This window comes from Saccharomonospora sp. NPDC046836 (assembly GCF_040645195.1).
Lineage (GTDB): Bacteria > Actinomycetota > Actinomycetes > Mycobacteriales > Pseudonocardiaceae > Prauserella_A.
In genome coordinates this window covers 100,060-125,248 of sequence record NZ_JBEYXW010000016.1, presented here as the reverse complement: position 1 = coordinate 125,248, position 25,189 = coordinate 100,060, and the positions used below count along the sequence as shown (strand labels likewise).

Annotated in this window: 28 protein-coding genes and 1 pseudogene; 17 read left to right on the top strand and 12 right to left on the bottom strand. The window is 69.1% G+C overall.

All coding sequences use genetic code 11. The features are described from left to right. Positions 1-37 precede the first annotated feature (37 nt). Positions 38-934 (top strand): LysR family transcriptional regulator, encoded by an 897-nt coding sequence (locus ABZ863_RS19550; protein ID WP_358537418.1) that lies wholly within the window; start codon positions 38-40, stop codon positions 932-934. 316 nt (positions 935-1,250) lie between these two features. Here the strand turns inward: ABZ863_RS19550 and ABZ863_RS19545 are convergent, their stop codons facing one another. Continuing rightward, on the bottom strand, positions 1,251-1,784 hold the full coding sequence (locus tag ABZ863_RS19545; RefSeq protein ID WP_358537525.1) for a hypothetical protein: 534 nt from the start codon (positions 1,782-1,784) through the stop codon (positions 1,251-1,253). Between the two features lie 652 nt (positions 1,785-2,436). Between ABZ863_RS19545 and ABZ863_RS19540 the strand changes: the two genes are divergently transcribed. From ABZ863_RS19540 to ABZ863_RS19530, 3 genes are all read left to right on the top strand, one after another. Continuing rightward, entirely contained in the window at positions 2,437-3,039 is a 603-nt protein-coding gene (locus tag ABZ863_RS19540) for an SAM-dependent methyltransferase (RefSeq protein ID WP_358537415.1), read from the top strand. Positions 3,040-3,126: 87 nt separating this feature from the next. Further along, entirely contained in the window at positions 3,127-3,489 is a 363-nt protein-coding gene (locus tag ABZ863_RS19535; protein WP_358537412.1) for a hypothetical protein, read from the top strand. A 127-nt stretch (positions 3,490-3,616) separates the two neighbouring features. Continuing rightward, on the top strand, positions 3,617-4,057 hold the full coding sequence (locus ABZ863_RS19530; RefSeq protein WP_358537409.1) for a DUF6292 family protein: 441 nt from the start codon (positions 3,617-3,619) through the stop codon (positions 4,055-4,057). Between the two features lie 5 nt (positions 4,058-4,062). Here ABZ863_RS19530 and ABZ863_RS19525 read toward each other — a convergent pair whose 3' ends face one another. From ABZ863_RS19525 to ABZ863_RS19515, 3 genes and pseudogenes are all read right to left on the bottom strand, one after another. Next, positions 4,063-4,446 carry a DUF6292 family protein gene (locus ABZ863_RS19525; protein ID WP_358537406.1) on the bottom strand — a complete coding sequence of 128 codons (384 nt, stop codon included), beginning with the start codon at positions 4,444-4,446 and terminating at the stop codon, positions 4,063-4,065. A 184-nt stretch (positions 4,447-4,630) separates the two neighbouring features. Next, positions 4,631-5,077, bottom strand: coding sequence for an SRPBCC family protein (locus tag ABZ863_RS19520; protein ID WP_358537403.1), 447 nt, complete (start codon positions 5,075-5,077; stop codon positions 4,631-4,633). Between the two features lie 21 nt (positions 5,078-5,098). Beyond that, a pseudogene (locus tag ABZ863_RS19515) lies at positions 5,099-5,488 on the bottom strand (hypothetical protein); the annotation flags it as partial. On the opposite strand from ABZ863_RS19515, the gene ABZ863_RS19510 reads away from it, so the two are divergent. After that, positions 5,418-5,738, top strand: coding sequence for a hypothetical protein (locus ABZ863_RS19510; RefSeq protein WP_358537533.1), 321 nt, complete (start codon positions 5,418-5,420; stop codon positions 5,736-5,738). The pseudogene ABZ863_RS19515 and the gene ABZ863_RS19510 sit on opposite strands and share 71 nt — an antisense overlap. A 12-nt stretch (positions 5,739-5,750) precedes the next feature. Here the strand turns inward: ABZ863_RS19510 and ABZ863_RS19505 are convergent, their stop codons facing one another. Both ABZ863_RS19505 and ABZ863_RS19500 read right to left on the bottom strand, forming a co-directional pair. Further along, positions 5,751-6,173 carry a hypothetical protein gene (locus tag ABZ863_RS19505; protein ID WP_358537400.1) on the bottom strand — a complete coding sequence of 141 codons (423 nt, stop codon included), beginning with the start codon at positions 6,171-6,173 and terminating at the stop codon, positions 5,751-5,753. 65 nt (positions 6,174-6,238) lie between these two features. Continuing rightward, the gene (locus tag ABZ863_RS19500; protein WP_358537397.1) at positions 6,239-7,600 is read right to left on the bottom strand and encodes a diacylglycerol kinase family protein; all 1,362 of its coding nucleotides are present in this window, start codon (positions 7,598-7,600) and stop codon (positions 6,239-6,241) included. Positions 7,601-7,743: 143 nt separating this feature from the next. Here ABZ863_RS19500 and ABZ863_RS19495 point away from each other — a divergent pair, with 143 nt between their 5' ends. Further along, on the top strand, positions 7,744-8,250 hold the full coding sequence (locus ABZ863_RS19495) for a hypothetical protein (protein WP_358537394.1): 507 nt from the start codon (positions 7,744-7,746) through the stop codon (positions 8,248-8,250). A 12-nt stretch (positions 8,251-8,262) separates the two neighbouring features. Here ABZ863_RS19495 and ABZ863_RS19490 read toward each other — a convergent pair whose 3' ends face one another. Next, positions 8,263-9,045 (bottom strand): DUF899 domain-containing protein, encoded by a 783-nt coding sequence (locus ABZ863_RS19490; protein ID WP_358537391.1) that lies wholly within the window; start codon positions 9,043-9,045, stop codon positions 8,263-8,265. Between the two features lie 57 nt (positions 9,046-9,102). After that, entirely contained in the window at positions 9,103-10,080 is a 978-nt protein-coding gene (locus ABZ863_RS19485; RefSeq protein ID WP_358537388.1) for an NAD(P)/FAD-dependent oxidoreductase, read from the bottom strand. A 99-nt stretch (positions 10,081-10,179) separates the two neighbouring features. On the opposite strand from ABZ863_RS19485, the gene ABZ863_RS19480 reads away from it, so the two are divergent. The 3 genes from ABZ863_RS19480 (at position 10,180) to ABZ863_RS19470 (ending at position 12,935) form a co-directional block, all read left to right on the top strand. Next, a complete protein-coding gene (locus ABZ863_RS19480) occupies positions 10,180-10,755 on the top strand; it encodes an XRE family transcriptional regulator (protein WP_358537385.1) in 576 nt (191 codons plus the stop codon). An 89-nt stretch (positions 10,756-10,844) separates the two neighbouring features. After that, entirely contained in the window at positions 10,845-12,515 is a 1,671-nt protein-coding gene (locus tag ABZ863_RS19475) for a DUF1684 domain-containing protein (protein ID WP_358537382.1), read from the top strand. Between the two features lie 51 nt (positions 12,516-12,566). Next, entirely contained in the window at positions 12,567-12,935 is a 369-nt protein-coding gene (locus ABZ863_RS19470; protein ID WP_358537379.1) for a nuclear transport factor 2 family protein, read from the top strand. A gap of 3 nt (positions 12,936-12,938) precedes the next feature. On the opposite strand, the gene ABZ863_RS19465 is transcribed toward ABZ863_RS19470, so the two are convergent. Genes ABZ863_RS19465 through ABZ863_RS19455 form a run of 3 tightly spaced genes read right to left on the bottom strand, consistent with a single transcriptional unit; the run spans position 12,939 to position 14,876 of the window. After that, positions 12,939-14,255, bottom strand: coding sequence for a hypothetical protein (locus tag ABZ863_RS19465; RefSeq protein WP_358537376.1), 1,317 nt, complete (start codon positions 14,253-14,255; stop codon positions 12,939-12,941). A gap of 7 nt (positions 14,256-14,262) precedes the next feature. Continuing rightward, the gene (locus tag ABZ863_RS19460; RefSeq protein ID WP_358537373.1) at positions 14,263-14,487 is read right to left on the bottom strand and encodes a hypothetical protein; all 225 of its coding nucleotides are present in this window, start codon (positions 14,485-14,487) and stop codon (positions 14,263-14,265) included. Further along, positions 14,484-14,876, bottom strand: a complete 393-nt coding sequence (locus tag ABZ863_RS19455) for a hypothetical protein (RefSeq protein WP_358537370.1) — start codon at positions 14,874-14,876, stop codon at positions 14,484-14,486. Before ABZ863_RS19455 ends, ABZ863_RS19460 begins: the two co-directional genes overlap by 4 nt. Positions 14,877-15,033: 157 nt before the next feature. Between ABZ863_RS19455 and ABZ863_RS19450 the strand changes: the two genes are divergently transcribed. From ABZ863_RS19450 to ABZ863_RS19435, 4 genes are all read left to right on the top strand, one after another. After that, positions 15,034-17,694 carry a LuxR C-terminal-related transcriptional regulator gene (locus tag ABZ863_RS19450; protein WP_358537367.1) on the top strand — a complete coding sequence of 887 codons (2,661 nt, stop codon included), beginning with the start codon at positions 15,034-15,036 and terminating at the stop codon, positions 17,692-17,694. A gap of 68 nt (positions 17,695-17,762) precedes the next feature. Further along, a complete protein-coding gene (locus ABZ863_RS19445; RefSeq protein WP_358537364.1) occupies positions 17,763-20,390 on the top strand; it encodes a LuxR C-terminal-related transcriptional regulator in 2,628 nt (875 codons plus the stop codon). A gap of 293 nt (positions 20,391-20,683) precedes the next feature. Beyond that, positions 20,684-21,094, top strand: a complete 411-nt coding sequence (locus ABZ863_RS19440; RefSeq protein ID WP_358537361.1) for an SHOCT domain-containing protein — start codon at positions 20,684-20,686, stop codon at positions 21,092-21,094. A 4-nt stretch (positions 21,095-21,098) separates the two neighbouring features. Continuing rightward, positions 21,099-21,659: a potassium channel family protein gene (locus tag ABZ863_RS19435; protein WP_358537359.1), complete on the top strand. Its 561-nt coding sequence runs from the start codon at positions 21,099-21,101 to the stop codon at positions 21,657-21,659. A gap of 10 nt (positions 21,660-21,669) precedes the next feature. Here the strand turns inward: ABZ863_RS19435 and ABZ863_RS19430 are convergent, their stop codons facing one another. Beyond that, positions 21,670-21,903, bottom strand: a complete 234-nt coding sequence (locus ABZ863_RS19430) for a DUF1049 domain-containing protein (protein ID WP_358537357.1) — start codon at positions 21,901-21,903, stop codon at positions 21,670-21,672. Between the two features lie 115 nt (positions 21,904-22,018). On the opposite strand from ABZ863_RS19430, the gene ABZ863_RS19425 reads away from it, so the two are divergent. The 4 genes from ABZ863_RS19425 (at position 22,019) to ABZ863_RS19410 (ending at position 25,185) form a co-directional block, all read left to right on the top strand. Further along, the gene (locus tag ABZ863_RS19425) at positions 22,019-22,615 is read left to right on the top strand and encodes a DinB family protein (protein WP_358537354.1); all 597 of its coding nucleotides are present in this window, start codon (positions 22,019-22,021) and stop codon (positions 22,613-22,615) included. A gap of 186 nt (positions 22,616-22,801) precedes the next feature. Beyond that, complete coding sequence (locus ABZ863_RS19420; RefSeq protein WP_358537531.1) at positions 22,802-23,131, top strand: hypothetical protein; 330 nt, start codon at positions 22,802-22,804, stop codon at positions 23,129-23,131. Then, the gene (locus ABZ863_RS19415) at positions 23,052-23,954 is read left to right on the top strand and encodes a DUF222 domain-containing protein (RefSeq protein WP_358537352.1); all 903 of its coding nucleotides are present in this window, start codon (positions 23,052-23,054) and stop codon (positions 23,952-23,954) included. Before ABZ863_RS19420 ends, ABZ863_RS19415 begins: the two co-directional genes overlap by 80 nt. Positions 23,955-24,117: 163 nt before the next feature. Continuing rightward, positions 24,118-25,185 carry an ABC transporter substrate-binding protein gene (locus tag ABZ863_RS19410; RefSeq protein ID WP_358537350.1) on the top strand — a complete coding sequence of 356 codons (1,068 nt, stop codon included), beginning with the start codon at positions 24,118-24,120 and terminating at the stop codon, positions 25,183-25,185. Positions 25,186-25,189: the final 4 nt, after the last annotated feature.

Sequence of the window (25,189 nt, the reverse complement as noted above, 5' to 3'; positions counted from 1 at the left end):
GATATGCCAGACATATCGTTTACCGGGACGGTACACCGTGGAGCTGCGACACCTGCGCTACTTCCTCGCGGTCGCCGAGGAGCTGCACTTCGGCCGCGCCGCCGATCGGCTCGGCATCCGCCAGCCCCCGCTGAGTCAGCAGATCCGGGCGCTGGAACGCGATCTGGGGGTCACGCTCTTCGACCGCAGCAGCCGGACCGTGCGGCTCACCGCGGCCGGCGAGACGCTGCGGACCACGGCGCGGGATGTGCTGACATCGGCTCAGGCCGCACGCCAGGCCACGCAGCAGGCCGGTCGCGGTGACAGCGGGACGCTTGTGCTCGGCTTCGTCGGCTCGGCGACGCTGGCACTGCTGCCCCGCACGTTGCGCCGTTTCCGCGAGCGCTACCCCGGGGTCGGTCTCACGCTGCGCGAGCTGACCACGGTGCAGCAGGCTCGCGCCCTGCACGCGGGCACGCTGGACATCGGGCTGCTGCGCCCGCCGCTGACCGCTGGCGACGCCGCCGGTCTCGACGTCCAGCCGCTCGGCGCCGAGCGCCTGCTCGTCGCCCTCCCTGCCGACCACCCACTCGCAGCCGAGGGCGCTGTCAGCGCCGAGCGGCTGGCGGGTGAGCAGTTCGTGCTCTTCCCGCGTGACCTCGGGCCGGGCCTGTACGACCAGATCACCGCATGCTGCCGGCAGGCGGGCTTCACACCCAACGTGGTGCAGGAAGCGGTCCAGATGCAGACGATCGTGGCGCTGGTCGCCGGTGGCCTCGGCGTGTCGCTCGTGCCGTCCTCGGTGGCCGGCCTTCGCCGCCGCGAGGTGGCTTTCCGGCCGTTGAGCCCGGCGACTCGCATAGTCCACCTCGCCATGGCGCGGCGTGTCGGCGACATCGACCCCGTGGTCGGCAACTTCGCCGCCGTGGCGAGGGATGTCGCGGGCCGCGCATGACACCTGTGGCGGAGTTTTGGCGCCCGGGTATCTGGCTGAGAGATCTCCAGATACGACAACGAGGACGCAGCATCGAGTGGTCCAACGCGCCCGCGCTCACTGCTGCCCCGCCCGCTTAGCCTCGGGTCGGCAGGTCCTGGCTGTCATCGTCTTCGGTGGTCAGAGTGGGCAGCACCTGAGCCGGTCGATCATGCAGACGGTTCCGGTGTGTCTCATCCGCCGCCCAACCGGGGAGAATCGATGAATCCAAGTGATGATGCGGGCCGTGACCAGTCGGGCGTGTCCCGGCGAAGCCTTCTGGGTGGCGGCGCCGCCATCACGTTAGCGGCGCCGCTGCTGGCGACGGCGACGGCAGCCGACGCCGCACCGGCGGCGGAGGCCGCACCGGCCCTTGCGGGAGAGGCCGACGATCTCGTGACGGCAACATCTGCCGGTGCAGCGCGTACCCGTTCATCGTGAGTTCGAGTGCGCCGACCTCGGGCTGCATTAAACGTTTGACGTCGTTGTAGCCGCTGCCGACTTCGTGTTCATTCCAGACAGTGCGGAATTCTTCGCTGCGGGCCAGCAAGAGGTTTCGGAGGTGAGCGGCCCATGAGTCGGGCCCCCGGAGTGTGACCGTGTTGCGTAGTCCGGAGGCAAAGACGCGGGAGTGCAGCGCATGGTCGTCGGAGTGGTACAGGACCCGGCTGGTCGGGTCGGTGAACCACCGATAGGCGATGCTGCGGGGCGGGCCGGTGTATCGGGTGGTGTCGCCGGTGAGTGCGACGCCGAGCGGGGTCTGCCGGAGTGTCTCGCCGAGTTCGGTGATGATTCCGGCGGGGGTGTCGGTGAGCCGGGAGGCCGTGGATATCTCTGTGGATCAGGCGCAGCCTGAGATCACATCCACTTTCCAGAGGAATGGGCACATGGCCAATCTCACTGGAAAAGTTGCTGTGGTCACCGGATCTTCCAGTGACATCGACAAGTCCATCCCGGTGAATTACTCCGGTGCTGAAAAGAACGCCATTCGCACTGTGCAGGAGGAGCGACGGAGGAGCAGTTCGACCGTCTGTTCGCTGACGGGCTCGGCCACGGGAAGCGCACATCCGGGGGATCGGGCATCCCGGTATAGCAGCGACCGCTCGATCCGTGGTGGAATCGATCAAGACAAACGAGGAGTCACACATGGCACGCACACGACCGGAGATCATCGTTCCCGATCACTCCGGGAAACTCACCGTCGTCACCGGCGCCAGTGACGGGCGGTAGGTGAACGATGCACGGCTTCTACTCCGTGACGGCCACGTCGAACGCTGCGCCTTCGCAGCTCTGGGCTCTGCTGCTCGACGCGCATAGCTGGCCATGATGGGGCACTGTTGATGCCTTGTGCTCGAGCAGTCCGAACAGGTGTTACCTGTACTCCGCCAATCCCGAGCGGCAGTAGGCGGATTCAGCTGGCACATGCTTGCCACAATGGGATCTGGGAAATCAAAAGTCTTGCGACCGGGTGGGGGATCTGAGCTGTGTCGTTCTTCTTCGAGTTCGTGCGCGATCCCATGACCGTCGGCGCTGTCCTGCCGAGCGGACCGGCGCTGGCAGAGCTGGCCACGGCTGGGGTACCGCGGACAGGCTCTCCCATCGTTCTCGAGCTCGGCCCCGGAACCGGGGCGTTCACCGAGATCATCCAGCAACGCCTGGCGGGATCCGGCCGGCACATCGCCATCGAGCTCAACCCGCGGTTCGCCGGACGGCTGGCAACGCTCCATCCGGCGGTTGACGTCGCGATCGCGGATGCCAGATCCCTCCAAGACGTGCTTGCGCAGCGGGGCATCGGCCAGGTCGACGTCGTGGTCAGCGGCCTGCCCTGGGCGGCGTACGCCGAGAAGTCCCAGCACGACGTTCTGTCGGCGGTGGTCGCGGCCATGCAGCCGGCAGGCGTCTTCACCACCTTCGCCTATGTCCACGCCCGGTGGGCTCCGCCGGCCCAGCGGTTGCTGCGCTCGCTGCGGTCACGGTTCGAGGAGGTTGTCATCAGCCGTACGGTCTGGGCCAACCTGCCGCCCGCCCTGGTCTATTTCTGCCGGCGTCCGCACCAGGTCAGCTCGGAAGTTCCCCCGCTAGCGTAGTGCCTGTGCGCCGATGACGGACAGCACCTGCAACTTCTCGTAGCTCTCACTGCCGGGAACGCCGGTATAGACCAGTAACCTGTGTGATTGGTCTGGGTCCAGCAGTGTCTGACCGGGTTCCGGGCCGAAAGCCTCATGGGCTTCGAGATAACGTCGGAAGAACTTGCTTCGCTGTACCGGTACTGGTGGTACGTAGCGCACCTTCTGGGCCTGGAAGGACGGTTCGTCGAAGGCATCTCCTCGAACGCGGAGGCAGCGCGCGTTGACGCGTTGCTGCAAGCAGTCACCGGTACGGCGAGTCCGGAGTCGTTCGAGCTTGCCATGGCGACCATCCGTGCGGTCGCCGGAGCGTTGCGGGCCACCGCGTACGTCCCGGAACGCCTCGGCCGCCAGGCCCTGTACGCCCTCGCCAGGCGATTTCAGCGCCCTATGCGGGCCGCAGGCTGTTAGCGGTGTTGAGCTGTTCGTGTCATTCCCGCGTGACCGGGCCACGCATGACTCCAATGGCGGAGTTTTGGCACCACGGCGCCGGGGTATCTGGGTGAGAGATCTCCAGATACGAAAACGAGGACACAGCATGGAGTTAGAGCTCGAGTCGTGGGACACCACTCTGCGCGGGCTGCACCAGTACGCACGGAGTGTGGCGGCAGCACTGGGACTGAAGGGTGACTCCTACTGCGCGCAGCCGGACCCGCTGGAGACCTATCTCGCTCTCGACGGATTCATTCCCGGCTTCCCGCAGCGGGACGTCGCGCTGCTCTGGGACGAGCAGCACGGCTGGGCGGGCGCCATCGAGACCGCGTGCAGCGAGGACCTCATCGTGCTGTCCTACCTTGGCGAGGACGTGCTGCCCGCACCGGAACGCGTCGCGCGGTACGCCCGTGCGCTGCTCGATGGTGCGGCGCCGGGACACGCGGTTCCGCCCACGTTCCCGGCCGCTGTGCGCAGGCTCCTGCCACAACGGCTCGCCCAGTACGCCGCCACCTCACCGGTGCCGGGCCTCGTCATCGGGGCGTGAGCCGCTCAGGTGTCCGCCAGCCGGTTGAGCACCTCGGCCTGGTCGTACTCCGCCGGTGGTGCCGTGGCTCCCGTATGCGCACCGGACACCATCTCCCTGGCGAACCGCGCCACCTCCGCAGGATCAGGAACGGGGTCGGGACCGAGATAGCACAACGGGATCACCTGCGTACCGTGAAAGTTCCGCACAGCGAGGCACCAGCCGTGCCGCGTGGTCCACTGCAGCAACGCGTCCAGGTTGGGAAAGGCCGGCAGGCGAGAACGGAGCGCGACCCGGCCGGAGGGTTCGGCGTCGTGCAGCGTCACTGACGCGTCGGGCGGCAGGCCGAGGGCTCCTGCCACCTGGTGCAGGTACCGGCGGAGATCACCGGTCAGCGGTTGAGTCAGCATGAGTCAGTCCTCGCCTTGGCTGCGGCTGGCCCGGATGCGGCTACCTGGCACGCTGCTCGCGCGAGAATGCCTTGCGCAGGGCTGAAAGTCCCTGAAGGACCGTTCGAAAGACCCGGCTCACGGAGGCGCCGCAGCACAGTGACGCCGGGCGCGGTCTTCGCGCTCCGGCGCCACGGCAGGGAGCTCAGGTGCGGGCCTGGCTGCCCTCCAGATGCCTCTTCAGGTTCGTCCAGATGGCCCGTTCCTGGCGCCTGCCGACCGGCACGAGGGCGGGCGCCAGCAGAGCGAAGACGCCCCGTGGCTCGAGCTGCCACGACCAGCGCATCCGCGTGGCGCCCTGCGCGGGCTCGAACTCCAGCGTGCCGCTGATGTCGGCCGTGGACATGATCGTCCTCGACGCGAGCTTCCGCGGCCGCTCGAATTCGGTGTACTCCAGGATCATCTTGCGGGCACGCCCCATCGCCCTGACGGTCGCCACGAACTGGGTGCCCGCGCCGATCGGCCCGTCGGTGATCTGCTCGACATCGCTGATGCCCCGGTTGTAGAGCGGCTCGTTACGCTCGTCCGCGACGAAGTCGAATACCCTCTCGACCGGCTGACGGATGAGGATCTCGCCTTCGATGCGAACCATGTGCGCTCACTCCTGGCAGGCTCACCAGCTCTCCTCACGCCTGAGTTCCTCACCGTGGACGACGATCGCCCAGATCACCACCACATCGAGCACGATCACGAGCGTCGACCACACGGGGTACGCCGACAGGAACGCCAGCTGCGCGATCGCGTTGATGACCACGAGAACGACGGCGATAATGCGCGCCCAGATCGCACCGGTGAAGAGCGCAGCTCCGGTGACGACGGCGAGCGCGCCGATGATCAGGTGAATCCAGCCCCAGCCGGTGAAGTTGAACACCAGCAGGCCCTGCGGTCCCGCCACGAAATAGTTCCGGTTGAACAGTGCGACGAGCCCCTCGATGACGTTGAACACGCCGAGCAGGATCAGCATCACGCTGGCGAACCACAGCCAGCCCAGCCACGCCGACCGGACGCCGGTGCGTGGCTCCGTCGAGGACGTCGGCGTAGTCGAGGACGTCGAGGGCGTTGACGACGTCGAAGACGTTGGGGGTGTTGACGGTGTTGAGGGCGTGGAGGAGACGGATCCCACGCCGCGCGCGGTCCCCGCTCCCGGGTGTGCGTGCTCACTCATAGTCCCCTCCCGGGTATTCGGTGTCGGGTTAGGTGTGCACTCACTGTGCCCACGACAGCGGGCCCGGCTGCTCGCCCACGCCGGGTGAGATGCCCGCCTGCTACTTCTCCAGCCTCATTTCGCGGCCGTGGACCATGATCGCGTAGATGATGATGACGTCGACCGCGATGACCAGGATCGACCACACCGGGGTCGCGGCGATGAAGCCCAGGTTCACGATCGCGCTCACCGCGGCGAAGATGATCGCGCCGACACGCGCGGCCGTGTTACCGCCCAGCACGCCGACCCCGATCACGACGGCGAGCACGCCGAGGCCGACGTGTACCCAGCCCCACGCCGCGTAGTTGACGTTGACGACGAGGCCCGACGACGTCACGAGGTAGTACGTCCGGTTGAAGACCGCGACGAACCCCTCGATGGCATGGAACAGACCGACCAGGATCAGCATGATCCCGGCGAACGAGATCCATCCGGTCCAGGCCGTCGCGTGCTGGGTGTCTCGTACGGTGTGACCGCCAGCCATGGCATCCACCCCCAAAGTTGGGCTCGGCTCCACGCGAGCATGCCCGGACAGTGCGGCCGCGACCCTCATCCGCTACGGATGAATGTCCCCGCGCGTGCCGGGTGCCCGCCGACGATCCGGAACAGCGCGAGCACCGTCGCCCACCTGCTCTCCGCCGCCGCGGCCGACGGGCCGGGCGCGGACAGCGGCAGCCGCACCCGCAGTGCCCCGGGCAGGGTCCGGAACCGCAGTGGCGGAGGCAGCCGCAGCGCCTCACCGTCGACACCCACCTCCACCAGGGGCTGGTTCGAGTCCACGACGAACTCGGGGACGGCCCAGGACCGGTAGCCGCGGAAGCGCGCGAGCCGCCCGGTCATCTCCGCGGACACCAGCACCGGGATGTCCCGCGCGCGGTCCAACGTCACGGTGGCGATACCCAGCAGGCCGGAGTCCAGCCGCGGGCGGCTGCCGAAGCCGGTCAGGTTGTCGAGGCGATAGGGCCCGTTGGACACCAGCACGACATCAGCGGGTGGGTGCTGCTCCTGGTCCGGGCCGGTGAAACGCAGGTCGGGGCGCACCACATCAGGACCGAGCAGCTCGGGCAGGCGCTGGGCCACAGTGGCGACCTTGGCCTCGCGATAGCCCGCCGACTGTACGACGATCGCGTACACGCCGAGCGAGGCGTTGTTGACGAACACGCGCTCGCCCACCGTCGCCAGGTCGATCCGGCGCTCGACCGCCTGCCCGAAGGCCTCCAGCGCCGCCGCCACGTTGTCCCGGTCCAGTCCCAGATCGAGCGCGAAGTGGTTGCGGGTGCCTGCCGGTACGCACACGAACGGCAGATCATACTGTCGCGCGACGTCGGCGACCACGGCCTGGGAGCCGTCACCACCAGCCATCCCCAGCACGTCGGCACCGGTCGCCGCGGCACGTTCGGCGAGCGCCCGCAGGTCGTCCCCCGGTGTGAGCACAACCGGCTGAACGCCCATGCTCCGTGCCCTGCTCTCCAGCTCGAACCGGGCCACCTTCCCACCGCCGGACCGGGGGTTCATCAACAGCACTCCGTTGTGCGCAGGGCCGACCGGATGAGCGGCCACCGGGGGCGCCAGATCGTCGCCGAGCGCGAGACTCGCCGCGGCGACCGTCAGCAACAGCAGCGCGATGATGAGCAGGAAAAGGAGGTAGGCCCGCAGGTCGGGCAGCGCCGCGGTCGCCACGATGGCGACGGCCGCCAGCACCGCGGCCGCAACCCTGCGAACGCCACGGCGGACCAGCGCCGCCCAGGCCGCCGCCACCGCCACACCGATGAGCAGCACCGCAAGCACGAGCTGAACCGGGTGGCGCACGAGCGCGACGATGCCGGCGACGAAGGCCGCGGCGAGCGCGAGCAGCGCACCGGCGGCGTAGGCGCGGCGCGCCGGCGATGGCCGCGCTTGGCTGGAACTCATCCCGGCACCACCTCTGGTTCCTTCCTCCGTTCCAGCGTGCTCTGGCGGAACCCGCTGAGATCACCCGTGTCGTATGAGCCCCGCCGGCTGCTGGCCCGCGATCGTGGCAGGGGTTTTCCTTCTGCTGAGGGGAGTGATCGATCGTGGCTGCCGCTGATCGGCGACTACTGGGAGCCGCCATGCTGATCGCCGCCACCGCGACTCTCGCCGCCTGCGCAGGCGGAGGCGGGGGCCCCACGACCACCGCACCTGCCCCGCCGCCGGCGCAGACCGCCCCGCTGACGACGACGCCCGGCGCGCCCACGACCGGCGCTTCGGCCTGCACGGGCCTGGCGGACGCCGGGCAGGGGCTCGTCAACACGGTCACCGATTTCTTCACCGGCCAGGCGACGGGCAACCAGGTCCGCGCAGCCGCGACGAGCCTGTCCAACTCCATCGATGCCGCCCGTAGTTCGATCGGTACGCAGACGAGTGCGCAGCTCGACAACGCCAAGGCCAGCCTGCAACAGCTGCAGAGCGCGCTGTCGGCGCAGCCGCCGGACACCGCCGCCATCCGCACGGCCGCGAACAACACCCGCACGGCCCTACGCGACGCCGCGACGATCTGCCAGTCCGGTACGCCGACGCCCTCCCCCAGGTCCACGTCGTAGAACACGTCGCCGTCAGTGGTGGTGGCCGTGCCGGCCGAGGGTCTCCACGGGGGTCGCGCCGGGGCGGGTCCACTGTGGCACGGGGCGGCTGGTCGGGCCCCAGGTGGCGTTTCCGTCCGCGTCCGAGCGCCATGACCAGCACGGGCTGTGCCCCTCGGGCCAGCCCTCGGGGTTGTCCTCCCACGCCTCGCCACGACCGTAGGGCGTCATGTCGAGCAGGCCCAAGGAGCCGTTGACCCGCTCGTTGCCACGGCCGGTTGTGGAGTAGGTGAGGAACACGCGATCGCCCTCGCGCAGGAAGCAGGTGAGGTAACCCATCTCGCCGCCGACCGGCGCGTCCACGTCGCGCACCGAGTACCAGGGCTGGGTGTAGCCCATGAACTCGACGTAGGAAGCCACCTCGTCCCACCGGCCCGTGGTCAGGATGGCGAACGAGACGCCGCGGGCGTTGAGGTAGACGGCGTCCTTCAGGTGCCAGGCCGTGGTGGTGCAGCCCTCGCACTGCCCCTGGTGCGGCGCGCCGTCGTACCACATGTGCTTGTAGACCACGAGCTCCTCACGGCCCTGGAACAGGTCCAGGAACTGCACCGGGCCATCGGGTCCGACGACCTCGACCGTCCCGTCGAGCTCCACCATCGGCAGCCGGCGGCGGGCCGCGGCGAGAGCGTCGCCCTCGCCGGTGTGGGCCTTCTCGCGGACCAGGAGCTCGTCACGGGCGGCCTGCCAGGTGGCCAGGTCGACCACGGGCGGGCGGCCGGGCAGCGCGGTGGTCGGGTCGTTCGGCGTGGTTGTCATGGTGTCCTCCGTGGTGCTCGTGCCGGACAGCATCGGTCACTAAAACAGACGCGCGACTCAGGCGTGAGTGGTCCTGGACGACGCGGCGGCGAGGGCCGCGTTGGTGTCGGCTGTGGTGAGGTCGGCGTTCAGGTGGGCACCGGCGAGGGCTCCGGCCGCGGCGGAGGCACCGACCTGCGCGGTCAGGTCGGTGGCGTTGCCCGCCACCCACACCCCCGGCACTTCGGTGGTGCCTGCCATGCCGGTGACGAAGCGGCGGCCCATGCCGCCCGGCAGATCCTCCATCGGCAGCCGCAGACCGTCGAGGCCGTCGGTGCGGGCCAGCGTCGTCGTGACGACCGCGAGAACGCGCCGCGGCAGCACTCGTCCATCGGCCAGCCGAACACCCGTGATGCCGCTCTCGTCGGACTCGACCTCCGCGACGGGCGTGTCGATGACGCGGATGCCGCGGGCGGCGAATCGGGCGCGGGTGTCCTCGGCCAGGTCGGTGCCGCGGGTGAAGTACACCAGGTCTTCGGTCAGCTGACGGAACAACAGCGCGTGGTGGATCGACGCCGGGCCTACGGCCAGGATGCCGATGGCTTCGTCGCGCACCTCCCAGCCGTGGCAGTACGGGCAGTGCACCACGCCGCGGCCCCAGTGCTGGGCCAGGCCGGGGATGTCGGGCAGCACGTCGCGCAGTCCGGTGGCGACCAGCACCCGGCGGGCCTGCGTGGCCCTGCCGTCGGCCAGGGTGATGGTGAAACGGGGGTCGCCGTCTGCCGAAAGAGCGGCAGGCACGGCGGAGGTCACCTCACCGGTCACGACCCGCCCGCCGTAGCGGCGCACCTCCTCCCGGCCGCGCCGCAGCAGCTCCGCGGGCGGTGTGCCGTCCAGGCCGAGCAGGCCGTGCACACCCGCGGCCGGTGCGTTGCGGGGCGTGCCGCTGTCGATCACGACGACCGAGCGGCGCGAGCGTGCCAGCATCAGCGCGCCGCTCAGGCCCGCGGCGCCACCGCCGATCACCACGGCGTCGACGGTTCCGTCCGGTGACATGGCGGTACCTCATTTCTTCGTGTTGGTGGGGCCCCTGATTACGGGGCGCTACTCCATGACCGTAAGTGCGGTTTGCGGTTTGAGCATAGGATCGTGCCTATGAAGCAAGACGATGGCGAGTTGGGCAGCCTCGTACGCAAACGAATTCGCGCCCTGCGGGTGGCGCAGGGCTGGTCACTGGAGGAGCTGGCCACCCGTGCCCGGCTGAGTCCGTCGTCGCTCAGCCGGATCGAGAACGGTCAGCGCCGCCTCGCACTGGACCAGCTCGTCATCCTCGCCCGCGCCCTGGACACCTCTCTTGACCAGCTGGTCGAGTCGGACACCGACGACGTGATCGCCAGCCCGATGATCGACGGCACTCACGGCGGGATGCGGTGGTCGATCAAAGCGGATCCCGGTATGACCGTCATGCGCCAGCGGATGACGGACCCGCCACCGGACAACCCCGCCCGCATGCGCGCTCACCCTGGCCGCGAGTGGCTCGTCGTCCTCTCCGGCACCGCCGTCCTCCTGCTGGGCCACCGCCGGTTCCGCATCGAAACCAACCAGGCGGCCGAGTTTCCCACCATGCTCCCGCACGCGATCGGCACCGCGGGCGGGCCATGCGAAATCCTGGGCATCTTCGACCGCGAGGCCCGCCGCGGGCACCAAACCGGCAAGACGGACCGATCTTGACTTGCGTGGTCGGCATCCCGAACAGCTATCGTCTTGCTGGATGAGCAAACCGCTGTGCGTTTAACGCATGATCGACTTACCGTGGCGTCATGAAGTCCACTGCACAGGACCCTGGCGGACCGCACGTTCACGAACACCAGAACGACGTCGACGGCCAGGCGGAAATCCTCGAGCTCGACGCGGAAGTCCTCGCGGGGCACACCGCGTCCATCACCGCGTGGCTGCCCGTCGAGGCGAGCCCCCACCAGATCGTGGACCTGGGCTGCGGGACCGGTGCCGGGACCTTCGCCCTGCTCACCCGCTTCCCCGAGGCGCAGGTGACCGCTGTCGACTCCTCGGCCGACCATCTGCATCGCCTGCGGGACAAGGCCCGCGAGAACGGGCTGGCCGATCGCGTGCGCACCGTTGCGGCCGACCTCGACTCGGCGTGGCCGGACCTCGGCAAGCCCGACCTGGTGTGGGCATCGGCCTCCCTGCACCACATGACCGATCCCGACCGCACCCTGCGTCAGGTCCACGACATGCTCGCCCCCGGCGGACTGTTCGCCGTCGTCGAGCTCGCCGGCCTGCCCCGTTTCCTGCCCGACGACGCCCCCGGGAACCGCCCCGGCCTGGAGGAACGCTGCCATGCCGCGAGCGACCACCGCCACGCCGGGCACGTACCCCACCGCGGTGCCGACTGGGGACCCAAGCTGACCGCCGCCGGATTCACCCTCGAAGGCGAACGCACGATCACCGTCGACATCGAGCACTCCCGCTCCCCCGCGGTCGGCCGCTACGCGCTCGCCACCCTGCGACGCCTGCGCGGGGCCGTCGCCGACGTGCTCTCGGCCGACGACCTCACGGCACTGGACCAGCTACTCGACACCGGCAGCTCACACAGCATCCTGCGCCGCGACGACCTCGCAGTGCGCACCGAACGGAGGGTATGGGCCGCACGCCGGACGCTCCTGGATACAGCGAACAACGCCGGCAGCGTGCCCGCCGGCTACGAGGCGTGGCGCAAGAGCAGGTGGGACGAGATCGCCGGCCCGAACGGCAAGGTGAAGGTCGTCGCCAACGGCAGGGTGACCGGCCCGGACAGCCACGTCATTCCCGGCGTTCCCGGGCAGTGGAGCATCACCGAGGCGGGCGCCCTGACGGTGTCGGTCGCTGCCGACGACGGCATGACGGTCAACGGCGAGGCGGTGAACGGAACAACCGAAGTGCCGTCCGGCAGCTCGCTCGAGTTCTCCGATGGCCGTGCGGGCTTTGCGGGAGGCGCGGACGGGTTCTACGGCGTGGTCGTCATGGACCACGGGGCTCTCGCCCGGTCGGGCCTCAGCGGGATCGACACCTACCCCTACGACCCGGCCTGGGTCCTCGAAGGCGTGTATCGAGCGGCTCCGGAGGGCCGCCGCATCGAAGTGGGACGCCTGACGACTCCCCGCAGCACGGAAGCCATCCTGGCGCCGGTCGACCTCGCCGTCACCGTCAACGGCACCGAATACGTGCTGTCCGTACTCGAAGACATGCCCGGCCAGCGGCTCGTGGTCTTCACCGACGAGACCAACAGATCCGGGACACCCGAAATCGGCCGCTGGCTGGTACTGCCGCTCCTGGAGCCCGGCAGCACCCTGACCGTCGACTTCAACCAGGCGACGCTCTCCCACCACCACCTGGTCCCGGCCGTCTTCACGTGTCCTCTCCCGCCTCCCGGCAACCACCTGCCCATGCGAGTCGAGGCAGGAGAACGCGCTCTCGTCTACGCCGAGAACTGAGCCCCGCGAGTTCGGCGACAAGTCACACCACACACAGAAGGAAGCAACACCATGAGCCAGGACCTCGAAGACAAGGCGATCACCTATCTGCGCCACCTGGAGAACAGGGAATGGGCCGATGCGCGAGCGATGTGCTCCGCGAAGGCCACCGTCTGGCACAACGACGGCAAGGGCGACTCGACGATCCAGGAGAACATCTCGGGCATGGAAGCCCACATCGAGCCCATCCGGTCGATGCGCTACGACATCACCCGGCAGTTCTCCCGGCCCGGCGAAGTCCTCCAGCAGCATGTGGTGAACGTGATCATGAAGGACGGAGCGCTCTTCCGGGTCGACGCCGCCGTGTACTTCCGCTTCGAAGACGGCCTCATCACCCGTATCGAGGAGTACGCCAGCTTGCCGAGCACCGACGCCGCCTGAGCTTCAGTGTTCCTGTTCCCGCTGTTCAGCGGGTGGCTGCGCCAGGAACTGCACGATGCCGAGACAGACCAGCAGCACGAGCACGATGATCAGCACCGTCAGCCCGCTCGGCTGCGCGAAGAACACGAACACGAGCGCGGCCACCGCTACCAACGCCACGCGCAGCGGCGTTCGGTAGGCGTACACCCACGGCCCGACCGGGCCGGTGCGCAGCCCGGCCCGCGCTCCGCCGCGGCGCAGCCACGCGATCCCCCGCGACAGCCCGGTGCGGATTGCCACGGCCGTCTTGGACGGGCCGGCGAGGAAGGCACCGAGCGCGACGACGATCCCGACGGCGAAGAGCGTGCGCAGCCCGTCCCGCAGGAACCGGACGACGACGTTGTAGGAGTCGCCGGCGGCGGCCGCGGATTGCTGCGGCACCGCACCGATGACGACGCCGCGGGTGATGTACAGGCCCGCGGCCAACACCACCATGGCCACAGCCACGCCGAGCCCGGTGCCTACCAGCGCCCGCCGGTGATCGCGAGCCAGGTAGATCCCCGCCGCGAAGAACACCAGCGTGACCCAGGGCAGCCAGGTCGCGCCGGTGTCGAGCAGCGAGTAGGCCGACTTGGCTCGTTCCAGTGAGCTGGCATTGGTGATCGTGATCGTCGGGTGCACGCTGGGAATCCGGTTGGCGAGGCCGAGACCAGACGATGCGAGCTGCTGCTTGGCCGCGTTGATGAACGGCGCCAGGTCCAGTTTCACGTCACCGCCGCTGACCACCACAGCCGAGCTCTGCCCGGACAGCACGGCGTTCATCTGCTCGCTGGCGATGCGGATCGACTGGTCCCACAGCTGCGACACCCCCGGGCCGGCGACGACCTTGGCGACCTCGCCGTGGACGAAGCCCTGCACGCTCGAGCTGAGTGGCCCGGTCAGCCCCCGTAGCCGGTCGGTCACCCCGGGCGGCACGCCCTGCGTGGCCAGCGCCGAGATCGCGTCGTTGGCCAGGCCCTGCACGTCGACGTAGGTGAACACCGTGTCGGTGACCCGGTTGGTGACCGCGGCCTGCACCGAGGGCTGGCTGATGAGCGGGCTCATCGTCGCGACGAACCGGTCGGTGTTGGCGACCTGGTTGTGCACCCAGACCGTCGCCAGCGACACCGGGGTGAGCAGGCAGCCCAGCACCAGCAGGAACCCCGCGGCAATGGACTTCCAGGCGATCCTGCGCTTTGGTCTGCGTTCGCGGAGCGTCTGCACCTCGGTGCGCAGCCGGTCGAGCTCCGCACGCTCGCCGTCGCTCAGCGGCTCGACGTTCGGGTCGTGAGGCTCGGCCATGGCCGGCTCACTCCCCTGTGCTGGGCAGCTCGGGGATCTGATGCACCGACACGATGCGCAGTCCGAAACTCTCGAGCAGCACAAGGATTCCGTGGAGGTGGGCGGGATCGGCGACCGTGCCGTAGATCAGGGTCTCCGGTGGCGCGGGGACGATCTGCATCCCGCTGAAGTCGCCGACGGCATCGCGGAGCTGCTCGGACACCCGCCCGTGGACTCGGAATTCATATTTCATGTCCGGCACCGGCCCACCTCCTCGGCGTCGTGCCTCCGCACGCCCTGACGCCGCCCGCGCCGAAAGGCCAGTGCGCACGCCGTCGCCACGAGGTTGAACGTGACGAGAACCGTCCACCAGGAGACGGCTGCCTGCCCCGCGGCATGGCCGAGCACGGCCATCGCCACCAGGACCGCCGCCGCCAGTAGCGCCCACGCGCTGCCGTTGAACAGCGCGGACACGGCGGCGAAGAACAGCGTGATCGCCAGTACCTCCGCCCGCCCGACCAGCAGCCTCTCGACGACCGGGAAGCCCGCCGGGAGCACGCAGAGCAGTGCTGTGGCGGCGAGGCCCGCCACCACGGTGCGAGCGGACCGTCGGCGTCGCCGCGAACTTGCACGCTTGCCCATGTTCGGCTCCAGACACGGTCAGCTCGTTGCCACCACGCCCACCGTTGGGCCACGCGTGGCGTGTTTCCTCGCCTGCGATGGGTGAGATGCGGGGGGTGGACTGGCACGCACACAGGCGGGGAGCCGACAATCGAATGGAGCACCGGGAGGGGTACCCATGCCGGACCCGCGCAGGGGGAACGCCTGGCGGGTACCGCGAACCAAGGTCGTGGTTCCGGACCTGCCTGCCAATCTGGTCTCCCGCCCGCGGCTCTTGTCGGCACTCGATCAGGCGCGTGACGCGACCGCGACGCTGGTGTGCGCGCCCGCGGGGTTCGGCAAGACGCTGCTGCTGGCGGAATGGGCCCAGCGCCGCGCCGCGCAGGACGTGGCGTGGGTGTCGATCGACGCGGACGACAACGACGACCGACGGCTGTGGTCGGCGTTGCTCGATGCACTCGGCGCCACCAGCCAGGTGCCGCAGGACAGCCCGCTACGGAGCCTCGAACTGCCCGGCACGCCGAGCGTGGACCTCGCCTTCCTCGCCGACGTCGTGGACGCACTCGACAAGCTGCCCACCCCGGTGCTGCTGGTACTGGACGCGCTGGACGAGATCACCGATCCGCAGACACAGCGCGGGTTGCAGGCGCTGATCCGGCATCAGCCCGCCGGGCTGCGGCTGGTCGCGTCGGGACGGGCCGATCCGCCGCTGCCGCTGAACCGGCTACGCCTTGCCGACGAGCTCGTCGAGATACGGGCCGACGAGCTGAGGTTCTCCCCCGTCGAGGCGGGCGCACTGTTCGTCGCCGCGGGAGCCGCAGTGCCCAACGGCGGGCTGGACCGGCTCATCGAGGCGACCGAGGGGTGGGCCGTGGGGCTACGGCTGGCCGCCGCGTCGGCAGTACGGCAGGGCGGGCTCGAGGAGTTCCTCGCCGGTCACGACCGGGCGCTGCTGGAGTACCTGCGCGACGAGGTGCTGTCGCAGCTGGATGCCGAGGCGTACGAGTTCCTGCGTGCCATCAGCGTGTGCGACGAGGTCACGCCCGAGCTGGCGAGCGTGCTGTCCGGGCGGCCGGATGCCGCGGCGCTGCTGCACGACCTCAGCCGGCGCACCGTGCTGACGGTCCATGCCGACGCCCGGCGCAGCCAGTACCGCCTGCCTGCCCTGCTGCGGTCCTACCTGCGGGCCGACCTGTCCCGCCGCGAACCCAGCCGGATGCTGGCACTGCATTCGCTGGCGGCGGGGTGGTTCGCCGCGGAGGCACGCCCCGCCGAGGCCCTCACGCACTGGGCCCAGGCACGGGACGCCGAGCGCATCGCGGCGGCGCTGGGCCGGGAAGCGGTGCGGCTCTTCCTCGCCGGGCAGCACGCTGTGCTGCGCCAGGCGCTGGCCGTCCTCGACGATCGCCGGATCACCGGCGATCCCCTGTTGTCGCTCGTTGTCGCGGCTCTGTACCTCGAAGCAGGCGAGACCGGCATCGCCGACCTGCACCTCGCCCATGTCGACGCCGTCTGGCCGGATCGGCCCGACGCCGAGCTGACGGTGCTGCGGCAGCTCGACCACGCGCGCCGCGCGCAGCTCGACGGCGACGTCCAGCGGATCGTCCGCACCGCGGAGGCGGTGGACACCGGCCTGGCGCAGGACACCGCACTGGCGGCGCTGGCCACCCTGGCCCAGGAGACAGCCGCGCTCACCCGCGGTGACCACACGGACGCCCACGCGCGGCTGGCGGCGGTCCTCGAGGAGGCCGAGGACCGCGGGCAGCAGCACGTGGCAACCCGCTGCCTGACGCTGCTGGGCGAGCTCGCCGAGGCGATCGGTGACCTGCGCCTGATGACCACCGTGGCTCGCGAGGTCGACACTCGCCAGGAACCACTGGGACGCCACCGTACGGTCGATGGCGCGGCCGCCTGCACGCTGCTGGCCTACGGCGCGTTGCTCCGCGCGGAACCGGCGAGCTGTGTGGAGCAGGCCATCCGGGTAGGGCAGCTGTTCGACGACGCGGCACCGCCCATCACCGTGACAGACCAGCGGGTGGCGGGGACGTTGCGCGGCGCTGCGGAGTTCGAGCTCGGCGAGTGGCATGGCGGGCTGCGGCGGATGGAGCGGGCGCGGACGGCCTCGGCCGCTGAGGCGCTGCCCGTCGGGCAGGCGGCGCTGCTCGCGGTCCTGGAACACCGCGCGGCGGTCCTGCTCGGGGCAGGCGAGCACGCCCGGTCGATCCTGCGCTGGAGCCAGCCCGCGCTCGCCGGCTCGGGCGAGCTGCTCGTGATGCGGGCGCGCGCGCAGCTCGCACTCGGCAGGCCCGGTTCCGCGGACAACGTGGTGCGGCCGGTGCTCGACAACGCCGTGCCCACCGTGCTGCCGTGGACACCCATCGAGGCGGCACTGACCGGTGTGCAGATCGCGGTGGACACGGAAGACGACGTCAGGGCGCGGCGGTTGCTCGACAAGGCACTGTCGGCGGCAGAACGCATGGATGTCTGGTATCCGCTCGTGTTCGCCTCGCCGGATGTGCTCGCCATGCTGACCAGACTGCTGGGCAGGCTCGGCGCGGGCGAACGCTTCGCGGGCCAGATCCTCGCGCGGCGGGGGAAACTGCGCCCGCCGCCGCTCCCTCCACCGCTCACTGAACGGGAACGCAGTGTTCTACGCCTGTTGCCGACGCTGCGGTCCATCGAGGAGATTGCCGAAGACCTGACGCTGTCACCGAACACCGTGAAGACACACATCCGCGGCATCTACGCGAAGCTCTCCGTGCGCAGGCGCCGTGATGCCGTCGCGGCAGCCGTGATGCAGGGCCTGCTGGAGGCCGAAATCCTTGACGTGCCGGAGTGATCGGGCCCTGCGCGGTTGTGCCGTTGGACCCTAGTGACCATTTTGCGCGCATCCATAGCGTCACAACAATGAAGGACATCGGTCACGACCGGCCACGAAGGTGGCGGCTGCCGCACGCCAAGCTCGCCGCACCACGGGTGCCAGCGACTGTCGTGGCGCGGCCGCGGCTGCTGGATCAGCTGGGACACGCTGTCGCGGCCTCCGATGTGACGCTGGTCTGTGCCCCCGCCGGGTACGGCAAGACGTTCCTGCTCGCCGACTGGGTCAGCTCGACCGGCAAGGCGGACAAGGCATGGATCGCGCTGGACAGCGACGACGACTGCGCGGAGCGTTTCCTCACTGCGGTACTCGCCGCGATCTGCGACTGCGCCGCCGTTCCTGCCGACTGCGCCGTACGGACGCTGACGCCACCCCGCGAGCCCGACGCGATGGGGTTTCTGGCGGACCTCCTCGACGCCATCGAGGTGCTACCCGGCCGTCTGCATCTCGTTCTGGACGACGTGCAGGAGGTATCCGGGGCCGAAACGGTGCATGTCCTGACAACGCTGATCCGGCACCAGCCGAGGAACCTCCGTCTCGTGCTGTCCAGCCGGTCCGATCCACCGTTACCGCTGGCGCGCTTACGGGTACAGGGACGGCTCAACGAGATTCGTATGAGCCACCTGCGTTTCTCCGTCGCCGAAGCCGGGGAGTTGTTGCGGGACACGGGAGTCGTGCTCACCGATGACCAGTTGCGCCGGCTCGTGGAGCAGACCGACGGCTGGGTCGCCGGCCTGCGGCTCGCCTCCCGTTCACTGTGGAAGGCAGGCGATCCCGAGGCGTTCCTCGCCGACTTCGCCAGCAGCGACCAGGCGATCGCGGACTTCCTGGTCGGCGAGGTCCTCGCGCGGCTACCGGACGAGACGCGCAACCTGTTGCGGGTACTCAGCGTCGGCGACGTGGTGGCACCGCAGCTGGCCGCGACACTGTCCGGCAGACCGGACGCCGGTGGTGTGCTGGCCGAGTTGGAACGGGAGAGCTCGCTGGTCGTCCAGGTGGGCGAAGAGCACCAGTGGTACCGCATCCATCCGTTGCTGCGGTCGTATCTGCGAGCCGATCTGCACCGGCACAGTCCCGAGCTGGTCGGCGTGCTGCACGGCGTCGCGGCGAAATGGTTTGCGGCGGAAGGCTTCCCGCTGGAGGCATTGCACCACGCCGAGGAGACCGGCAACGCGGCAGCACTCGTGGAACTGCTGCGAGACCTCGCCGTCGGCATCCTGCTGCGGGGCCAGGCGGACCTGGTGCTGCGTGCGCTCGCGATCGCGGGCACCGAGCTGGTGCGCAACGATCCGATGCTGTGCCTCTACTCCGCCCTGGCACACCTGGAGCTCGGTGAGCTGGCGGCCGCGGAGTCCGATATCGCCCGCTGTGGCGTGGCGTGGCCGTCCACACCGGACAGCGATCTGGTGGCCTTGCGACGCCTCGTCGTCTCCGCTCACGCGCTCGCATGTGGACGGATGTCCGACCCACTCGACGGGCGACCGGACCAGATCGCCGAGTCCGCCGAGCCAGCGGGAACGCACGCGTGGATCCGACTGGATCGCAGTGTCCGCCTGATCCGGGACAACGATCGCGCGGCGGCGCTGCGGGAACTGCAGGTCGCCAACCGGCTGGCGAGCGAGCAGGATCTCGACTATCTCGTGCTGCACAACCACGTCGCGCTGGCCGCACTGTCCGCTGTAGCCGGTGACTACGCGGCGACGGAACGAGCCTGCGCCCAGGCGATCGCGATGGCCGACGAGAACGGCTGGCAGCGGTCTCCGTGGCTCGCGGCCGGGTACGGCCTGCTCGGCCTCGCCCGGCTGCTGCACCTGCGCCCCCGCATGGCACTCGATGCCGCGACGCGGATCGCCAACGCGGAACAGCCGGTGGTGCACTTCCTGGCCGGTGTCCTCACGGGTGCCGCCCGGTTCGATCTCGGCTCCCGGTTGCCAGGGTTGAGGCTGCTGCAGGCCGCGCGCCACCAGGCGGCCGAGCTACACATCCCACACGAGCTGTCGGCTGTCGCGGCGGCGATCGAGCACCAGTGCGCGCTGTCCGTGGCGGAGTTCGCACTCGCGCGTGAGGTCTGCGAGTGGTACGTGCAACGTTGTGGCGTCACCGCGGAAGCGCAGCTGATGACGGCCAGGACCCATTTCGCCAGGGGCGATCTGGCCGCGACGGACCGGGCGCTGCGGGAAGCCCTCAGCGGGTCCGCGCCGCGGCTGGTCGCGCTGACCGAGATCGAGTGCCGCCTGTCCGAGGCCGCCGTGTCCCTCCACGCGGGGCGGCGCACCCACGCCAGGCGTGCCCTCGGCACGGCACTCTCGCTGGCCGCACCACACGAGGCCATCCGGTGCTTCGCCTATGCCGATCCCGCGGTTCGCACGCTGCTGCTCGACCAGATCGGCGGGTTCGGGGACGCGGATGCTTTCGCGTCCCGGGTGCGCCGGGTTCTCGCGGACGTCGAGGGCGGGCAGGCGAACGGTGTGCTCACCGGCCGGGAGCACGCCGTGCTCGCCCGGCTGACCTCGCCCCGCCCGCTCGACGAGGTCGCCTCCGAACTGCTGGTCTCGGTGAACACCGTGAAGACCCACGTCCGCGCCATCTACGCCAAGCTCGGGGTGAACAACCGGCGAGCCGCCGTGGTTGCCGCACGCGAACTCGGGCTCACCTGACCTCACCCGGCGCGGGTGGTGTCGGGGAACGCGGCTGTCGCCGACGCTGCCGCGCATGCGCCACGCGCACTGGATGGCATCGGAGCGAGCCCCCTCGTCGGCGGCACCAGGGCGCCCGCTCACAACGCGGATCTGCACATCGAGGCATGGGCCCAGACCCGGGAGCGGTGGCGACCGACGGGTGACCACTCAACTCACCTGATCGAGGTGAGGAGCGGCTCGCGCCGGCCGACATACGAAAGGGGGTGACGGCGCGCCGCGCCGGCGCACGCGTTCGCGCTGAAGGAGGAGTCATGACATTGGCGCAAGCGACTTCGGAGTACCCATTCCTGAACCTGGTGTGGACGATGCTGGTCTTCTTCGGGTGGGTGATCTGGTTCTGGCTCCTGATCGTCATCTTCGGCGATCTCTTCCGCCGTTCGGACGTCTCCGGCTGGGGCAAGGCCGGCTGGGTGGTGCTGGTGCTGGTGCTGCCGTTCGTTGGCGTGCTCATCTACCTGATCGCCGAGGGCAAGCACATGGGCGAGCGGCGCAGGGCCGAAGCACAGACCGCCCAATCCCAGTTCGACGACTACGTCCGCACGGTGTCCTCATCCGGCGACGGCGCGACAGAGCAGATCGCCAAGGCCAAGCAACTTCTCGACACGGGCGCGATCAACAGCGAGGAGTACGAGACGCTCAAGCAGAAGGCGCTCGCCCGTTGACGAGATGAGCACGAGTCCTTCCGGCCCGGGCCAACTCACCAGGGCACAACGCAGGCGGGTGGTGCTGCTGGCCGTGATCCGCCCGCTTGTGACGGTCGCGGTGCTGGTGGTGGTGTACTACGTGATACCCGTCGGCCAGCGCCTCGACGGCACCGCCGTCACGGTCCTGGTACTTGGCCTGCTCGTGGTCGTGGCCGTGGTGGCATGGGAGATCCGGCTGATCCTGCGCTCGCCGTTTCCGACGCTGCAGGGCATCCAGGCGCTCGCCCTCGTGGTGGCCATGTTCCTGCTCGTGTACGCCAGCGCGTACTCGATCGTCGCCGCCGCCCAGCCGGGAAGCTTCAACACGGGACTCACGCGCACCGACGCGTTGTACTTCGTGGTCACGGTTTTCAGCACCGTCGGCTTCGGGGACATCGTTCCGGTGACGCAAACCGCGCGGGTCGTCGTCATGACGCAGATGATCGGCAACCTGCTGATCCTCGGCGTGGTGCTGCGCGTCATTCTCACCGCCGTGCAGCGTGGCCAGCAACGTCCCCCCGAGGAGCGTCGCGGTCGCCACTGACGGGGGCGCCTCAGCGCCTGCCGCGAGCAAGCAGGAAGCCGGTGAGCCCGCCCAGCACCACCACACCCACCAGTACCGCCCACAGTGGACCGCTTAATGTAGCGGTGAGCAGGTAGATCTGGATGTTCTGCCGGTTCTGCAGGATGAAGATCAGTGCGATCACGATCAGGATCGCGGCCACGATCAGCTTCGCAGGCACCCTGGCCCGCGTGCCTTGGGTGTGCCGTGGTGTTCGCTGGGCCATGTCGACTCCCTCGAGCCAGCGGCTGTCCTTTCAGTGTCGCACAGGCGACGCTGGTGAGACACGCGTTGGCCGCCCCGGAGTGGGGGGCTTACCGGTAGGTGAGAACCTGTCCGGCATGACTCTGCCTGAGGCGAAAGCGACCCTGCACCGTTACCTCCGCACTGCCCGGGACGCCATGTTGTGGAAACTCGACGGACTCGGTGAATACGACATCCGCCGCCCGCTGACACCCACCGGCACGAACCTGCTGGGTCTGGTCAAGCACCTGGCGGGCTGCGAGGCGGGGTACTTCGGCGGCGTGTTCGGCCGACCGTTCCCCGAAGCGCTGCCCTGGCTGAGCGACGATGCCGAACCCAACGCGGACATGTGGGCGACGGCCGACGAGTCGCGGGAGCAGATCGTCGGACTGTACCGCCGGGTATGGGCACACTCGGACGCGACCATCGAGAGGCTCGGGCTCGACGCGGTCGGCGAGGTACCGCACTGGCCACGGGAACGCAGCCAGGTGACCCTGCACCAGATCCTGGTGCACATGACCGCTGAGACCCACCGGCACGCCGGGCATGCGGACATCGTCCGCGAACTCATCGACGGCGCCGTCGGGTTGCGGCAGGACGTCGACAACCTGCCACCGGGCACCACCCCGCAGTGGTGGGCGGGCTACCGGTTGCGGCTGTCGCGTGTGGCGCGGGAGGTGGGTGGGGGCGATTAGCGTTGGGGTCGTTGAGGTGTTTGTGGTTGGGGTGGTTGGGTTTCAGGCACGCCTTCGGAGCGCCGTGTGAAACTGTCGCTCCTGTGGTTGAGTTTTGCCACTGTCTACTAGCGACAGTTCCCCACGGTCCGGGTATCGCTGTCAGGCCGCCTTGTAGTTCGCTACGCAGTGCGGTATGATCGGTTCGTGGGGGATTTCTCGCTAGACCAACAGATTCCGGATCGGATCTTGGCTCTCAATCGGATCAAGATGTGGGTTGATGCCTCGTTGCATCAGGCGATCAACTCGCTGGATGAGGATCGGGGGCATGCTCCCGATGTGGCTGCCGAGTTGGCATTGCTGTTGTCGGTTAGTGAGCAGCATGCTCGGCGGGTTGTGGATTTGTCTACCACCTTGGTCCATCGGCTGCCGGAGACTTTGGCTGCTATGGAGTCCGGTGTTTGTCGATTCCTATCGGGCTTCGAAGGTGGCCAGCGCTACCGCGTGGCTCGACGACTCGCAGGCTCGGGAGGTTGACTCTGCTGTCGCTCCTCGGCTTGAAGGCAAGAACCCTCACCAGGTGCGACGGGTTGCTGCCTACTGGGCAATGAAGACCGATCCTGCAGGGCCCGCCCGGCGGGCGGCCCACCGTCGGGCGGAACGGTCGGTGCAGTTGCTACCCGGCGAGGACGGCATGTCCACATTGCTCGCCGATCTGCCCGCCGAGGTCGCCTCATCCGCCTACGCTCGGATCGACCGGATGGCCCGTACCCTGCGTGGCGGCAACGAATCCCGCACTCTCGACCAACTTCGGGCCGACGTCTTCGCCGAACTCCTGCTCGGCACGAACACCGACGGTTCGAGGGCGAAGGCCGATGTCCATGTTTACGTCGACCTGACCACCCTGGCCGGATTGAACGACAACCCCGCACAGTTGGCGGGGTACGGTCCGATTTCGGCCAACGTGGCCCGTGAAATCGCCCACCAGCCCTCCTCGACCTGGCGGCGGATCGTCACCGATCCGCTCACCGGAGCGCCGATCGACGTGGGACGGCGCAAGTATCGGCCACCGGCGCTCACCGACGAGTTCGTGCGGGTGCGGGATCGCGAATGCCGGTTCCCGTCATGTCACCGGCCGGCGCACTTCGGTGACAACGACCACCACACCCCCTGGAACCGCCACGGCAACACCGACCACACCAACCTCGTCAACTACTGCCGCCGCCACCACCGGCTCAAAAACCGGCCCGGGTGGACCTACCACCTACACCCCGAAACCGCCGCCGTCACCATCACCACACCCAGCGGCTACACCTACACCAGCGAACCCGAACCACTCCACGACCCACCACCGTTCTAGGTTTCGGCTCGATCCTTTGACGCCCGACGAGATGCCGCTGTTCAACCTATCCGGCTTTCGTACGCACGCTTAACTTTCTTTCTGCACATTAGTTTTCGCGCCATTTTTCTCATTCTGTGAGCCGCTCTTGTACAGGGAACGGGCCGCATTGAGGATCACGGCCATGCTCTCCCGCCGCGCCACCAGGATCGGTCTTGCGCTCGTCGCCGCATTGGCCTTCACCGCATGCGCACCCGCCACGGACGCCAGCGCACCACCGCCGACGGACACGCCCCTGCCGACCACCGTGCCATCCGGCACGAAGCTCGTCGTCGCCGACCAGAACGAGGCGGTGCAGACCCTGCTGCGCGCATCGGGCGAACACGACCAGCTGGCCAGTTCGGTGGAGTACGCGAACTTCCTCGGCGGGCCGTCGATACTCGAGGCCATCCGGGCCGACGCGGTCGATCTCGCGGCCGTCGGCGACACTCCGCCGATCCAGGCACACGCCTCCGGCGAGGCCGTGCCGATCGTCGCGGCGAAACGGCAGGCGCTACCCGACTACCGGATGGCCGTCGCGCCAGGCGTCCGCGTGACGACGCTGGCCGATCTCAAGGGCAAGCGCATCACCTACGGCGAGGGCACAGGGCGCCAGCCGTACGTGTTGCGCGCGCTCCGCAAGGCGGGGCTCACCACGGACGATGTCCAGCTGGTTCCCTTGAAGGCAGCGGACTTTCCCGATGCCATCCGCACCGGCCAGGTCGATGTCGCGGTGCTCAACGAGCCGCACTTCACGCGTTACCTCACCGAGTACCGCGACGCCGGTGCCAGCGCGGTTCCCGATTCGGAGACCGAGGGCGTCGCAAGTGGACTGCAATACCTCTACGCCCGCGGCGGGGCGCTGGCCGATCCCGCGAAGGCCGCCGCCATCCGGGACTTCGTCCAGCGCTGGGTCGCCGCGGCACAATGGTCACAGGACAATGTGGATGCCTGGATCGACGCCTACTACGTACGCGGCCAGGATCTCACCGCGGCCGAAGGCAGAGCGATCGTCGAGTCCGAAGGGGAGTACTCGTTCCCACCGCTGGACGACGCGCTGATCGCGACACAACAGAGCACCATCGACATTCTCGCCGAAGCCGGTGACCTGCCGCAGCGGCTGGACGCCCGCGCGGAGTTCGACACCCGCTTCGATCCGGTGATCGCGGAAGCCGCCGAGCGCTCCGGCGCGAGCCGATCGGCAACGCCGTGACCCG